This window comes from Rhizobium sp. KNZ2-6A (assembly GCF_056755475.1).
Genome location: NZ_JBNDIC010000087.1, coordinates 1 through 14561, shown reverse-complemented (window position 1 = coordinate 14561; position 14561 = coordinate 1). Strand labels below are relative to the sequence as shown.

Here is a 14561-nt window from a genome sequence, read left to right as displayed (position 1 = left end):
GCCGAACCCTTTCGGTCCAAAAGTGTTACCTATGTCTCAGGAATAAACCGTAACCTATGTGTCCAGAACGGACCCAATATTGCGTGGCTGGGGCGCCAGGATTCGAACCTGGGAATGCCGGTACCAAAAACCGGTGCCTTACCGCTTGGCGACGCCCCAACGAAGGAAATGGCTGTCATGCCAGCCAAATCGGCGTCTGATTAGCAAAGGTCGCTTGCCGCTACAATGACTAAGTGATGGGCGGATGCATATTTCTGTGTGCTTTCCGGGCGGCTATGATAGGTCTTGCGGCACTGAATTGCCAATGAGGAGGTCCGATGAGCCAGTTTCGCGCCCGCCCGCCGGCCGTGCCCACCGTGCTTCTCGATGATGCCGTCTGCCGCATTACGCGCTGGGATTTCGAGCCCGGCGCCGATACCGGGCATCATGTCCATGGCCTCGGTTATGTCGTGGTGCCGATGACCGATTGCCGGTTTCTGCTGGAGGAGCCTGGTGGCAGCCGGCGGGTCGATATCGCTAGGGGTGCCGCCTATCGGCGCGAGGCTGGTGTCGAGCACAATGTCGTCAATGCCGGCGCCGAGCCGATGTCCTTTATCGAAATCGAATACAAGCAATCATGAGCACGCCTGACTTCGACCTTGCCTTCGAACCCGCCTATGGCCGCGCCGTACCGGTCGCGCCCGGCATCGAGCGGATGACGGTCAACAATCCCAGCGCCTTCACCTTTCACGGCACCAATAGCTATATCGTCGGCGGCTCTTCCGTCGCGGTCATCGATCCCGGTCCGGAGAATGAGGCGCATTTCGCCGCCCTGATGGCGACGCTCAAAGGGCGCGAAGTCACGCATATCTTCGTCAGCCACACCCATCGCGACCACTCGCCGCTTGCGAAAAGGCTGAAGGAGGCGACGGGGGCGCTGACCGTCGGCGAAGGGCCGCATCGCGCCGCGCGGCCGCTCCATCAAGGCGAGATCAATCCCTTCGCCGAAAGCTCCGACATGGAATTCCGGCCGGATATCGTGCTCGGCGACGGCGAAAGCGTTTCCGGGGATGGATGGCAGCTGACGGCGCTGCTGACGCCAGGCCATACGGCCAACCACGCGTGCTTCGCACTCGACGGCACCGGCATCGTCTTTTCGGCCGATCATGTCATGGCCTGGGCGACCTCGATCGTGGCGCCACCGGACGGTTCGATGGCGGATTACATGGCCTCGCTGGAGCGGCTGCTTGCCCGCGACGACCGGCTGTTCCTGCCCGGCCATGGCGGCCGGGTGAAGGAGCCCGCCTCCTTCATGCGGGGATTGCGGACCCACCGGCGCATGCGCGAGCGCGCCGTGCTGGAGCGCATCAAGGCCGGCGACCGGCTGATCCCGGATATGGTGAAGGCCATCTATCGCGATACCGACCCGCGCCTGCATGGAGCGGCAGCTCTTTCGGTGCTGGCGCATCTGGAAGATCTGGTCGAAAAGGGCCTGGTGGAAACCGATGGGCCGCCGGCGCTTTTCGGGGCTTATCGTCCCGCCTGAGCCGTCTCAGCTTCCGGCGATGCCGAGCAATTCCGCGTCCAGCGCCTTCAAGTAGCCATCCGCCAAATCGGCGCTGACTCCGAGGTCGTTCTGGCCGTATCGGGAGGCGACGCGGATATCGACCAGGGTGGTTTCCGCCTCCTCGCGAATGCGGATCACCAAGTCGCATGGCAGGCCGAAGATGCGGGTACGGGTTTCGCCCTGCAGAGTAACATCAGTATTCTGGCGGATGAGCTCCGCGACGCCATCGCGGAAGGGGCGCGGTGTCGGCACCGGGACGATATCGGGCACATCGCCGCCGGCACCGTCATTCTGCGCGGGATTGATGGTCTGCGGGCGGGCGCGGCGCTTCGGCTTCACACTGCCGTTCGGATCGGTCACCTCGGCGCCTTCAGCCTTGACGATGGTGATGTGACGGTCACGCGCGACCTTGCGCACCGCTTCCAGCACGCGGTCGGAAGCCCCCTCGTAGCGCCGGCTGATCAAAGCGGGATAAGCATCGAACTGCGCCTCGCGCTCCTGCTGCGTCTCCAAATGGCGCGGCGGCAGCCACAGCTGCCTGCTGTCCGGCGTTGCCAGCCATTCCGGCGGCTCGTTGAGATCGGTCGAAATCTCGTAGATCGGCGGCCGGCTCCAGTAGCGCTCGGCGCCGAAACCGAAAATGGCAAGCGGCAGAGCGGCATAGACGAGCGCCTTGACGGCGGAGACGCCGCCGATGGCGGCATTCTGCCAGAGCTGGGCAAGGCCGATGAAGGCAAGCAGCACCGAAAGCACGGCGCAACCGGCCGAAATCAGCAGCAACAGCACGAAATAAGGCGTTTCCAGCGGTCCGAAGCGATAGCCGATCAGCGTCACGCCGCAGAGCACCAGGGCAAACGAAGCGATCAGACGCGCAGCGCGGGCGGCATGTGAAACAGGACGGTCGAAGCGGATGGTCATCAAGGGCTCGTCGGCGCGTCGGATCGGAAGCCGGATGCACCGAATCCCAGAAAGCGACTTATGTTTAGATCAAGAAACGGCGAAAATAAATCGAATGTCACGACATCAACGCCCCATGTTTCGTCAAGGCTGAAACCAGTAACGCCTAGACCAAAAACGTGAGCGCTTGCTTAAATTCCAAAAAAAGGCCATTCTTCAGCGTTTTATCGAGGCTGTGAAAGGACTTGGTGAGATGGAACCGATAGTTTCTCAAGACGCCGCCGCCAAACCGTTGCCGGCAGCGGCCATTGCGGGGACCGATGCGGCCGATCCGATCCTGCCGCTGGAACTCCTGGAACTGGAGCTTTCGCTCGAAGGTTTTTCCGGCGGAGAGTCGGGCTTCTGCGAGGCTGTGCGAAACGCTGCTTCCGCCGTGCGCGGCGACTTCCTGTTCGACCTTCCGGCCGCGGGGCTGATCCCTGATTGCCGCAGGCTGGCGGTCATCCGCATTCCCGAAGGCGATGCGACGACGCGCACCCTCTTTGCCGCGCTCGACGAAGACGGCGCGGAAATCCGCTTGCTGCAACCGGACGATGAAACCGAGCACCTTTTGCGGTTTGCCGATGCCTTCGTCGATCTGCTGCGGCGATTGCCGGCAAAGCCGAAGGAAGCCGCATAGGCAGTCCCGCCTACGGTCCAATACGCCTTTCGCGCCATGCCGCGCGGCGCTATAATTCGTGCCTGCACATCAGCATTCAGGACACAAAGTCATGCGTATCGCCGCTTCCATCCTCTCCCTCCTCACCATCACGCTCGTGCTTTCCTCCTGCCAGACGGCCGAGGAAATCCGCGCGGCCGACGAGGCGAGATGCGGCGGCTACGGCTTCAGGCGCGGGTCGGAGAATTTCGCCAACTGCCTGATGAATCAGGACCTTAGCCGGCGGGCAGATCAAAGGGCTTTCATGGAAAGCAACGATGATTTCTTCTGGGGGCCGACAATCGTGGTCGGCGGCCCGGGATATCACCGTGGCTATTGGCGCCGCTGATCGGCATATTTCAGAAAATCAGCCTCTTCCCTTGATTGCCGCCTGCGCCGCCGCAAGCCGGGCGATAGGCACGCGGAACGGCGAACAGGACACGTAATCCAGCCCGATATCCTCGCAGAAGTGGATCGAGGCGGGATCGCCGCCATGCTCACCGCAGATGCCGAGCTTCATGTCGTTGCGCGTGCGGCGTCCGCGCTCGGACGCGATGCGGATGAGCTCGCCGACCCCGTCGAAATCGAGCGAAATGAAAGGATCATGCTCGATGATGCCCTTGCGCTGATAGGTCGGGATGAAGGCGGCGGCATCGTCGCGCGACATGCCGAATGTGGTCTGGGTCAGGTCGTTCGTGCCGAAGGAGAAGAATTCGGCCGCTTCGGCGATGATATGGGCGCGCAAGGCCGCGCGCGGCAGCTCGATCATCGTGCCGACAAGATAATCGATCTTCATTTTCGCTTCCGTCATGACGGCGCGCGCCACCTCGTCGATGCGGGCCTTGACGTAATCGAGTTCGGAACGCAGGCCGACAAGCGGCACCATGATCTCGGGCACGACCGCAGCCCCCGTCTCGCGTGCGGCGAGAACCGCCGCCTCGAAAATGGCACGGGCCTGCATCTCGACGATCTCCGGATAGGAAATCGCCAGCCGGCAGCCGCGATGGCCGAGCATGGGATTGAATTCGTGCAGCGCATCGACCCGCTGGCGCAGGGTGGCCGGCTCCATGCCCATGATGCCGGCGACGTCGGCGATCTCCTCATCCGTTTTCGGCAGGAATTCGTGTAGCGGCGGATCGAGCAGGCGGATGGTCACCGGCAGGCCGTGCATGATGGTGAACAGGCCGGTGAAATCGAGGCGCTGCATCGGCATGAGCTTGGCAAGGGCGGCGCGGCGCCCCTTTTCGTCCTCGGCAAGAATCATCTCGCGCATGACATGGATGCGATCGCCCTCGAAGAACATGTGCTCCGTACGGCATAGGCCGATGCCCTCGGCGCCGAAGGAGCGGGCCGCGCGCGCATCGGCGGGCGTGTCGGCATTGGTGCGCACTGTCATGCGCCGCGAGCGATCTGCCCAGGCCATAATACGGCCAAAATCGCCCGACAGTTCCGGCTGGATCATCGGCACTTCGCCCTTCAGGACCTGGCCGGTGGATCCGTCTATCGTGACGATATCACCCTTCTTCAATGTGATGCCGATGCCGATCAGCTTTTCATTGCGCATATCGATGCGCATGGTGCCGGCGCCGACGACGCAGGGGATGCCCATGCCGCGGGCGACCACGGCCGCATGGCTGGTCATGCCGCCGCGGGTGGTGAGGATCGCCTCGGCGGCGTGCATGCCGTGAATGTCCTCAGGGCTCGTTTCGATGCGCACGAGGATCGCCTTGCGGCCTTCCTCTTCGGCAATGATCGCCTCTTCAGCCGTGAAGACGATCTCGCCGGTGGCGGCACCAGGCGATGCGGGAAGACCTGAACCGATGACCTCGCGGCGGACGCGCGGGTCGATCGTCGGGTGCAGCAGCTGGTCCAGCGTCGTCGGCTCGATGCGGGAAACAGCTTCGTCTTCCGTGATCAGCCCCTCATCGACCATGTCGACGGCGATCTTCATCGCCGCCTTGGTGGTTCGCTTGGCATTGCGGGTCTGCAGCATCCAGAGCTTGCCGCGCTCGATGGTGAATTCCAGATCCTGAACCTCGCGGTAGTGCGATTCCAGCTGTGCGCAGATGCTTCGAAACTCGGCAAAAGCCTCGGGCATCAGCTTTTCCATCGACGGCTTGTCATAGCCGGAGGCGATGCGGGCCATTTCCGTAATGCTTTGCGGCGTACGGATGCCGGCAACGACATCCTCCCCTTGCGCGTTGACGAGGAATTCGCCGTAAAGCTCCTTCTCGCCGGTCGAAGGGTTGCGGGTGAAGGCGACGCCGGTGGCGGAGGAATTGCCGAGATTGCCGAAAACCATCGCCTGAATGTTGACGGCGGTTCCCCATACCTCGGGGATATTGTGCAATTGCCGATAGGTGACGGCGCGGGCATTCATCCAGCTCGCAAAGACCGCGCCGACGGCACCCCAGAGCTGAACCTCCGGCTCCTGTGGAAAGGCCTCGCCCAATTCTTCCTCGATGACGGTCTTGTAGATCGAGACCACATGCTGCCATTCGACAGCGGTCAGGTCGGTGTCGAACTCGTGGCCGAACCTCGCCTTTTCATCCTCCAGAATCTCTTCGAAGACCTCGTTGTCGAGACCCATGACGACATCGGCATACATCTGGATGAAGCGGCGATAACTATCCCAGGCGAAGCGGGCGTCGCCGGCATCGTGGCCGAGCGCCTGCACCGTGGCATCGTTGAGGCCGAGATTGAGGACGGTATCCATCATGCCCGGCATGGATGCACGGCCGCCCGAACGCACGGAAACCAGCAATGGCCGCGCGGTATCGCCGAACCTGCGCCCGGCAATGGCCTCCATTCGCTGCAGGCCCTGCATGACCTGCGGCTTCAGCTCTTCGGGGATGTTGCGACCATTCTTGTAATAGGAAGCGCAGACCTCGCTGACGATCGTCAGCCCCGGCGGAACCGGCAGGCCGAGATTGCACATTTCAGCAAGATTGGCGCCCTTGCCGCCGAGCCGTTCAAAGTCGCCGGCGCCTCCCTCGGCCTTGCCGCCGCCGAATGTATAGACCCACTTCGTCATCGTCTCCGTCCAACTCCTCCGGTTGAACTTAATTCATTGAGCCACAAATGAAAATCGACAAATGCGGCAAAATGTTGCGCTGCACAATAAATATGACGCGAAGCTCTCCGATTTCAATCGATTGATCGAAATCGGGAGCTTCCGGGTCAATTTAGGGCGGCTTGGCGGCTAAGCCTGCGGCTCGCGCTGGGCCAGAATCTTGTCGATGCGCATGCCGTCGAGATCGATGATTTCAAAATGCCAGCCGCCGAAGGAGAAGCTTTCGCCCACTTCAGGCAGATGGCCGAGCTGGTAGAGAGCAAAGCCCGCCAGTGTGTGGAAATTGACGTCCTCCTCGCTGAAGCGCAGCCCCAGCCGCGCAAAGGCGTCGTAGACCGGCATCATGCCTTCCATCAGCAGCGACCCATCGGCCCGCTCGACGACATCGGGCGTGTCGTCGTCCATATCAGGCAGATCGCCGGCAATCGCTTCCAGCAGGTCCGTCTGCGTGACGATGCCTTCCAGGCTGCCATATTCGTCGATGACCATGGCAAGGCGGACGGGCGCGCGCTTGAAGCTTTCAAGCACCTTGAAGACGGCTGTGGACTCGTGGACAACAAGCGGCTGACGGATGACGGCCATCGGATTCAGCGGCTCGCCGTTCAAAAGCTGGTCGAGGAGATCCTTCTTCAGGATCATGCCGATCGGCTCGTCGATCGATCCGCGAGCGACCAGAAGCTGCTCGAAGCGGCTTTCTCGAATGGTTTTCTGCATTTCTTCCGGCGTATCGTCGGCATCGATCCAATCGACCTCCAGCCGTGGCGTCATGATGTTGGAGACGTCCCGGTTGCCGATGTTGAAGACGCGTTCGACCAGATCCTGTTGCGCTTGCTCCAGCAGGCCGGCCTCCTGGCTTTCGGCGATCAAAAGCTTGATCTCGGCCGGCGAATGCAGCGAGCCCTCGCCGGCGCCGGGGCGCAGGCCGAAGAGGCGAAGGACGAGATTGCCGAGGCCGTTGAGCACGGTGATTGCCGGGCGCAGCAAAAAGAGAAACAGGCCAAGCGGCCGCACGACGCCGAGGGCCGTGCCTTCACTGCGCTGCAATGCCAGACTCTTCGGCGCAAGTTCGCCGAGCACGATATGAAGCGCGGTGATGATGATGAAGGAAATGGCGACGGCAATCGCATGAGAGCTGGCCGCAGCCCATGCTCCGGGAAGGAAACCGAGAAGCGGTTCCAGCAGATGCGCGAGCGCCGGTTCACCGACCCAGCCGAGGGCGAGCGATGAAATGGTGATGCCGAGTTGTGTGGCTGCCAGATTGGCGTCGAGATTATCGACCGCCTTCTGCAAAGACTTGGCGTTCATCCGCCCTTCGGTGACCAGCTCCGTCACGCGGCTGCGGCGGACGGACACCAGAGAGAACTCGGCCGCAACGAAAAAGCCGTTGGCGGCGACAAGCAGCAATACGGCGAATATTCCGAGGAAATCGAAAATACCGCCAGTCGAACCAGACATACTTCCCTTCCGGGCGGATCAGCGCCCATGTTGTTGATCGAAAAGAAACCTAACACGCTTTCCGGCTGCACGGCAGCCAGGACGGCAATTTCTTGTCGATAAGAGAAACAATTTTCCTTTTCAAGGAATGTTACCGGGATACGGCGAAAAGCGGCATAGCGGCTTCCGCAAGCCCGCTTTCAGCGCCGGATAGGGATCGAGCGGACATTTCGTCCAGACATCCCGCGCTTGGTCTGCCAACTGCGGCCGAGGCGAGAGTAGCCTTCGACAATGGCGCCAGTCAGTGCGATGATGCCAAACATCTTACTGCGCTGCGCATTTGGATTCACTGAGCTATGCCGGAAGTAATCACAACGTATCGCCTCACGCGAGATACCGCCGGGCTGCTAGAGAACATCGCGGAAGGGGTTTTCGACAAGGAAATTAACGCCCAGCGGCTTGCGACCTATTTGGAGTCGCCGGGGCACCTGATGATCCTTGCGATTTGCGGAAAGCAGGTTATCGGCCAGGTCGCCGCCTACGTTCACAGCCACCTCGATGAAGCATCGGATGTCTACATTGACAATCTGGGCGTCGCTCCGCCTTTCCAGCGACGTGGTGTTGCGCGACGCCTCGTCGACGAGGTCTTTGCGTGGGGAAAAACGCTAAAATGTCACCAGGCGTGGATCGTTACAGACATCGAAAACAATGCCGCTCGCGCCCTCTACGAAGGTCGAGGCGCCGCAGCCGAGCCGATTGTGATGTTCTCCTATAAACTCTGATCTTCCACCGCGTTCGCTTTCCGCACCGAATCAAAGGGCAGACTGTTGATTTCCACAGAGGGCTGACGGGGTGAACCGTATCGCCTTCCTCTTTTCAGGCGACGACATTCCCCACGTCCATGTGCATGTGGAGCTGTGAATCTCACATCTCAAACGAAATCAGTAGGTCCTGACCCTAGGCGAAGAGCCCGCCAAAGACGACTTTCTTGAATTCTACCAGCGCTGCATCGCTCTTTTCGGCTCGCATGCGCAGCAACGCGCCTTCCCAACTGTTCAATACGAAACGGCCGAGCAAAGCTGCGGGAAACTTGTCGCTGATCACCCCCCGTTCCTGCGCCTCGGCAATGCATTTTTCAAAGAAGCTGCCCCACGCTTCAAAATGCTCGGCCAGATGCTCGCGCATCAGCTCGCTGTGATCGGCGATCTCCGCGCTGAAATTGCCAAGCAGGCATCCCCGCGCAAATCCGTTCGCCCTGAAGGCAGCGATGCGATCATCGAAGTAAGCCTCCAGCCTGGCAAGCGGCCCGACATTCGAATTGCAGAAGAAGTCACGCAACTTGCCCTCGTTGCGATCGAAATAGGCATCGATGACTTCGATCCCGAACGCCTCCTTGCTGGGAAAATGATTGTAGAATGAGGCCTTCGGAACATTCGCCCCATCCACGATGCTCTGGATGCCGGTCGCCGCATAGCCTTCGGCGTGGATCATCCGCAGGCCTACCTGAAGGAGATTGTTACGCGTATCAGGCTTTGGCTTCGGGCCGCGCTTGGCGCCTGCAGGAGATTTCATTTCAGACCTCTTGACTAATTCCGACCAACCGGTCATACGATATTAATCGCAACTCTCGGAACATGTGTCAAGAGAGCGGCATGCTAACGCGCATCATACCGAAGATCGAATGCGGACACGGGCATCCTCGTTGGGGATGCCTGTCGGCGAAGCGCGCCTTCGGATCATCGCGAACATGAGCGTATCCAATGAGATCAATTGGTTGGAAGGATAGTGATCGTGTTTTCCAAGACGGACTTGAACTGGAATGTACTGACAATCAAACGCCCCGGCCTGGGCCGAGACGTGCCGCCCGGCAAGGAAGAGCTGTTGTGGGTGGTGAATTCATCAACGCTCATCCATGGCGAGCACGACGCAGTCCTTGTCGATACGTTTCTTACGGCCGAGCACGCGCAGGTCTTGCTGGATTGGGTCGTCGCGAGCGGCAAGAACCTCACGACGATCTATATCACCCACGGACATGGCGATCATTTCTTCGGCCTCGCACCGCTTCTGGAGCGTTTTCCCAATGCGAGGGCGCTCGCGACGCCGGCGGTGGTCGAGACCATGCACACGCAATTGTCGCCAGCGTCGATCGACAATTTCTGGCGCAGGCTCTTTCCCGGCCAGATCCTCGACCGGTTGCTGATCGCCGAGCCGCTCGAAGGCGACACTTTGGAACTGGAAGGGCATAAGCTCGTCGTGGTGAATGCCGGGCATACGGACACGAGCCACTCAACCTGCTTGTATGTCCCATCGATCGGACTGATCGTCGGTGGGGATGTCGTCTACGATGGCATCCACCTTTACCTTGGCGAAACCGATACGCGGAGCCGGCTTGAATGGATTGCCGCGCTCGACAAGCTCGAGGCACTGCAGCCCAAGGCGGTAATCGCCGGGCATAAGTTGCCTCAAAATGCCGATGATCCCCGCATCATCGGCGAAACACGGCAATATCTCCTCGACTTCAATCGCCTGAACGAGGCAACGACGACCGCGCGTGAGCTCTACGACGCCATGCTGGAACTCTATCCCAATCGCGCCAATCCGGGCTCACTTTGGGGTGCCTCGAACGCCGCCAAAGGGAAAAGCTAGGAACAATGGGATCTACCGGGCCAGGTTCACCGCCGGCCCGATTTTCAGTTCCTCTTTTTAGAATTCGCCCTCATCAACGAACGCAAGGGATATTGAACATGCAAACAATGCTCTCCGCCGCCTTCGCTTTGGCAATGCTTTCGGCGGGATCAGCGGCGGCAGCGCCAGCCGTGCATACGGATCCGCTGGACGTTCAGACCCTGAGCACGATCAAATCGCATTTCAGCCAACTCATGGATTCGGCGAACAAGCATGATCTCAAGGCGTTGCACAACATGTTCTGGCAGTCGCCTTCCGCCCTTCTGGTCGCAAAAAGCGCCATCCCATCTGAAGGCAACTGGGCTGGATTTTGGGGTAACGAGGCGGTGGACCGGAAGCTCCACGACATCGCCGGGTCGGGACCCGTCGTGCTTGCGCCCGATTTCTCCAAATTCAAGGTCGTCGGATTGACCCGCGAAATGGCAGAATCCTATGCGCCGATGAACATTACGGTTTCCTATGCCGGTCAGGACGGCACGCCGAAGCCGTTCCTGATGATCATCAATTGGATCAAGGTCAAAAGCGATTGGAAGGTCGCATCCGAAATCATCCTCCCCGTGCCGCCGGCGCCTGTCGCCAAAGGCTAAAACATCGTCGGTCCAGTGGGCTACCGATGAGCATTCCTCCGACGCCCTTTGGGAGCGACGAATCCATCCTCGATTGGTTCGGACAATCAACGCTTTGGTGGAAATTCCCAGCGCGCGGCGAAAAATGTCAGGCGATCTCGCGCAGGCGCTCGGCGGTCTGCAGATCGACGGAGACGAGCTGCGAGACGCCCTGCTCCGCCATGGTCACACCGAAGAGGCGGTCCATGCGGGCCATGGTGATGGGATTGTGGGTGATGACCACGAAGCGGGTCTCGGTCGAGGCCGCCATCTCGTCCATGAGGTTGCAATAGCGCTCGACATTGTGGTCGTCGAGCGGCGCATCGACTTCGTCCAACACGCAGATCGGCGCGGGATTGGTGAGGAATACGGCGAAGATCAGCGCCATGGCCGTCAGCGCCTGCTCGCCGCCCGAGAGAAGCGTCATGGTCTGCGGCTTCTTGCCCGGCGGGCGGGCGAGGATTTCCAGACCCGCTTCCAGCGGATCGTCCGATTCGATGAGCTGCAGCTCGGCCGTGCCGCCACCGAAAAGATGCGTGAACAGGCGCTGGAACTGCGCATTGACGACATCGAAGGCAACGATCAAGCGTTCGCGGCCTTCGCGGTTAAGGCTCTGGATCGCACCGCGCAGCTTCCTGATGGCATCGATGACATCATCGCGCTCCTTGATCAGCGCCTGCAGCCGCTCGGTCAGCTCCTTGCTCTCCTCCTCGGCGCGCAGATTGACGGCGCCAAGACGCTCGCGTTCAATCTTCAGCCGTTCCAGCTCGCGTTCGACCTCACGCAGATCCGGCACGTTCTGCACTGACGAAAGGCCGGTCAGGCGCATGGCCTCGTGCGGCTCGACATTGAGCGCCTGACGGATACGCAGTTCGCTCTCCTGCCGACGCTCGCGGGCAGAGACCAGCCGCTCCTCGACACGGCCGCGCTTCTCGCGGCTTTCCGCCAGTTCGGAAAGGGCCGTCGTCGCATGGCGATCGGCCTCGCGCTGAACGACCTCCGCTTCGGCAAGGCGGTCGGCGGCCTGACGGCGCGTCTCCTCGGCCTTCTGCAGCTCGTTCATCAGGGCTCGGCGCTTGTCGTCGAATTCATCGGGGGCGAGATCGAGTTCGGCCGCTTCCTCGCGCGCTTCCTCTTCACGGTCGCGCAGTGTCTGGATATGCTCCTCGGCGCTGGCCGCGCGCTGGCGCCAGGTATCACGCTCCTGCCGGATCGCCAGGAGGCGGCGTTGCCGCGCCTCGTTTTCCCGGTTCAAGCCTTCATCGCGGGCACGCGCTTCGGCAAGCGCGCCGCGATCCGTCGCGACCTCCGCCTGCTGGTCGCGCAGCTTCACATCGATGGCGTCGAGATCCGGCGCATCTTCCAGTTCGATACGGGCATTCTCATCCTGCATGACAACATCTTCGAGCTGCTCCCGCAACCGGCTGGCGGCCTCGACGACGACATCGCGGCGGCGGATGAGATCGCCCGAGGCTCGCTCGGCCGCAGCCAGCGCTTCACGCGCCTCGGTCAGATGCCGGGCCGCAAGCCGGCTGGCATCGCGGGCGGTGGCCAGATGTCCTTCTTCGGCCCTGATCGCCTCGGCGGCGGCCGACAGACGCTCTTCAGCCTCCACAAGCACATCGCGCGCAAGCTCGGCTTCGGCTTCCAGCTCGGAGAGGCGGTTCTTCTGCGCCAGCCGCAAGGCAGCGGCACTCGGCGCATCGGCGCCGGTGACATGACCATCCCAGCGGAAAACCGCGCCATCCCTGGTGACCAACCGCTGTCCGGGTTTCAGCTCCGGCATCAAACGCAACGCGTCTTCAGCCGAAACGATGCCGATCTGGCGCAAGCGCCGCGTCAACGCGGCCGGCGCGCCGACATGGGCAATCAAGGGTGCGACGCCCTCGGGCAGGGCCGGATCGGTAGCGCCGCTGCCATTGTCGGACCAATAGACTGGCGCCTCGGAATCGAGCGAGGATTCCAGATCATCCCCGAGCACTGCGCCAAGCGCGGTCTCGAAACCACGGTCGACGCGCAGCTCCTCTGCAACCGGCGAAAAAGCGCCTGATGTATCGCCCGCCGCCAGCATTTTGGAAATGGTCCGCGCCTCAGTTTCAAGCGCGTTCAGACGTGCCCGCGCCTGTTCGACCGGTCCGCGCGATAGCGCCTCGGTTTCACGCGCCTTGGCAAGAACCGCCTCGACGCGCTGGATCTCGCCTTCCGCGTCGGCAACGACATTCTCCGCCGCTTCGACCATATCGCGCTTTTCGCTGGGATCGGGCAGATCGGCCATCTTCTCGTCGATGGCTGCGAGCTCGCGATTCGCTTCGTCGGCCTGACGCTCGAGCCGCATCTTGCGATCGGCCAGATCGCGGATGGCGCGCTCCAGCTGATTGCGGGCGGCGGCAGTCTCGGCGCGTTCGGCGGTCAGGGCGGTAAAGATGCGCTCGCTGTCGGCGAGCTTGGCGGCAGCCTCCTCGAACGCGATACGCGTCTCCTCGGCAAGCCTGCCGGAATCGGCAAGGATGTCGGCGAGATCGGCTTCTTCCGCATCCAGCTTGGCAAGAATGGAAGCATTGTCGGCGACAAGCCGCTGCTCGCGGCTGATATCCTCGGCCAGCTGTGCTAGGCGACGGATCAATTCATCACGCCGCCGCAGGATGCGATTGACATCCTCTTCCAATTGCGAGCGGGCAATCTGCAGACGCTGCAGGGCGGCGGCGGCCTTCGCCTCATCGTCGCGCAGCTCCGGCAGCTTGAAGCTGGCAATGCCCTGCGCCTTTGCCGCCTCCATCTGGATCTGCGCCTTTTCGGCGACCAGCACCGTTGCTTGGTTGAGCGCACTATCGGCCTCGGCCTCGGCTTCCTTGGCCTGCACCCAGCGGATATGCAGCAGCATGGCCTCTCGGGCGCGAATGTCGGCCGAGAGCGTCTTGAAGCGGTTGGCCTGCCGCGCCTGACGCTTCAGGCTTTCGATCTGGCTTTCGAGCTGCGACGTCACGTCATCCAACCGCTCAAGATTGCCTTCGGCGGCGCGCAGGCGCAGCTCCGCCTCGTGCCGGCGCGAATGTAGGCCGGAAATGCCGGCAGCCTCTTCCAGCAGTTGGCGCCTCGCCTGGGGCTTCGCCTGGATCAGCTCCCCGATACGCCCCTGCCCGACCATGGACGGCGAACGGGCGCCAGTGGAGGCATCTGCAAACAGCAGCTGCACATCCTTGGCGCGCGCCTCCTTGCCGTTGATGCGATAGACGGAGCCCTGCTCGCGCTCGATGCGGCGCGTGACCTGTATCTCGTCGCTGTCGTTGAAGGCGGCGGGCGCGGTGCGATCGCTATTGTCGAGATAAAGGCCGACTTCGGCGGTGTTGCGGGCCGGGCGGTTGCCGGATCCGGAGAAGATCACGTCGTCCATGCCGGAGGCGCGCATGTTCTTGTAGGAATTCTCGCCCATCACCCAGCGCAGCGCTTCGACAAGATTGGACTTGCCGCAGCCGTTCGGCCCGACGACACCGGTCAGGCCGCGCTCGATGACGAATTCCCCCGGTTCGACGAAGGATTTGAAGCCGACAAGTCTCAGCCTGTTGAATTTCATAGGGTGGTCTCCACCCTCCCCTTGAGGGGGAGGGTCGGACCGAAGGTCCGGGG

At 61.7% G+C, this 14561-nt stretch carries 12 protein-coding genes and 1 tRNA gene; 7 read left to right on the top strand and 6 right to left on the bottom strand.

Annotation, left to right across the window (positions count from 1 at the left end; all coding sequences use genetic code 11):
• Positions 1–84: 84 nt before the first annotated feature.
• Positions 85–159, bottom strand: a tRNA-Gln gene (locus ACPYOP_RS31670).
• A 158-nt stretch (positions 160–317) separates the two neighbouring features.
• On the opposite strand from ACPYOP_RS31670, the gene ACPYOP_RS31665 reads away from it, so the two are divergent.
• The gene (locus ACPYOP_RS31665; protein ID WP_481414176.1) at positions 318–620 is read left to right on the top strand and encodes a cupin domain-containing protein; all 303 of its coding nucleotides are present in this window, start codon (positions 318–320) and stop codon (positions 618–620) included.
• Positions 617–1525: an MBL fold metallo-hydrolase gene (locus tag ACPYOP_RS31660; RefSeq protein WP_481414175.1), complete on the top strand. Its 909-nt coding sequence runs from the start codon at positions 617–619 to the stop codon at positions 1523–1525. The genes ACPYOP_RS31665 and ACPYOP_RS31660 overlap by 4 nt, the downstream gene beginning before the upstream one ends.
• A 6-nt stretch (positions 1526–1531) precedes the next feature.
• On the opposite strand, the gene ACPYOP_RS31655 is transcribed toward ACPYOP_RS31660, so the two are convergent.
• Positions 1532–2464, bottom strand: coding sequence for a DUF1499 domain-containing protein (locus tag ACPYOP_RS31655; protein ID WP_481414174.1), 933 nt, complete (start codon positions 2462–2464; stop codon positions 1532–1534).
• A gap of 241 nt (positions 2465–2705) precedes the next feature.
• Between ACPYOP_RS31655 and ACPYOP_RS31650 the strand changes: the two genes are divergently transcribed.
• A complete protein-coding gene (locus tag ACPYOP_RS31650) occupies positions 2706–3122 on the top strand; it encodes a hypothetical protein (RefSeq protein ID WP_481414177.1) in 417 nt (138 codons plus the stop codon).
• Positions 3123–3213: 91 nt separating this feature from the next.
• Positions 3214–3489 carry a hypothetical protein gene (locus ACPYOP_RS31645; protein WP_481414173.1) on the top strand — a complete coding sequence of 92 codons (276 nt, stop codon included), beginning with the start codon at positions 3214–3216 and terminating at the stop codon, positions 3487–3489.
• 18 nt (positions 3490–3507) lie between these two features.
• Here ACPYOP_RS31645 and ppdK read toward each other — a convergent pair whose 3' ends face one another.
• Together ppdK and ACPYOP_RS31635 are read right to left on the bottom strand one after the other, a co-directional pair.
• Positions 3508–6174, bottom strand: coding sequence for a pyruvate, phosphate dikinase (gene ppdK / locus ACPYOP_RS31640; RefSeq protein ID WP_481414172.1), 2667 nt, complete (start codon positions 6172–6174; stop codon positions 3508–3510).
• A 168-nt stretch (positions 6175–6342) separates the two neighbouring features.
• Positions 6343–7668, bottom strand: a complete 1326-nt coding sequence (locus ACPYOP_RS31635) for a hemolysin family protein (RefSeq protein ID WP_481414171.1) — start codon at positions 7666–7668, stop codon at positions 6343–6345.
• 335 nt (positions 7669–8003) lie between these two features.
• Here ACPYOP_RS31635 and ACPYOP_RS31630 point away from each other — a divergent pair, with 335 nt between their 5' ends.
• Positions 8004–8429, top strand: coding sequence for a GNAT family N-acetyltransferase (locus ACPYOP_RS31630; RefSeq protein ID WP_481414170.1), 426 nt, complete (start codon positions 8004–8006; stop codon positions 8427–8429).
• Positions 8430–8604: 175 nt separating this feature from the next.
• On the opposite strand, the gene ACPYOP_RS31625 is transcribed toward ACPYOP_RS31630, so the two are convergent.
• Positions 8605–9219, bottom strand: coding sequence for a TetR/AcrR family transcriptional regulator (locus ACPYOP_RS31625; protein WP_481414169.1), 615 nt, complete (start codon positions 9217–9219; stop codon positions 8605–8607).
• A 219-nt stretch (positions 9220–9438) separates the two neighbouring features.
• Here ACPYOP_RS31625 and ACPYOP_RS31620 point away from each other — a divergent pair, with 219 nt between their 5' ends.
• Together ACPYOP_RS31620 and ACPYOP_RS31615 are read left to right on the top strand one after the other, a co-directional pair.
• Positions 9439–10293, top strand: a complete 855-nt coding sequence (locus ACPYOP_RS31620; protein WP_481414168.1) for an MBL fold metallo-hydrolase — start codon at positions 9439–9441, stop codon at positions 10291–10293.
• A gap of 98 nt (positions 10294–10391) precedes the next feature.
• Positions 10392–10919: a hypothetical protein gene (locus ACPYOP_RS31615; protein WP_481414167.1), complete on the top strand. Its 528-nt coding sequence runs from the start codon at positions 10392–10394 to the stop codon at positions 10917–10919.
• 127 nt (positions 10920–11046) lie between these two features.
• Here ACPYOP_RS31615 and ACPYOP_RS31610 read toward each other — a convergent pair whose 3' ends face one another.
• A complete protein-coding gene (locus ACPYOP_RS31610; protein WP_481414166.1) occupies positions 11047–14508 on the bottom strand; it encodes a chromosome segregation SMC family protein in 3462 nt (1153 codons plus the stop codon).
• Positions 14509–14561 lie beyond the last annotated feature (53 nt).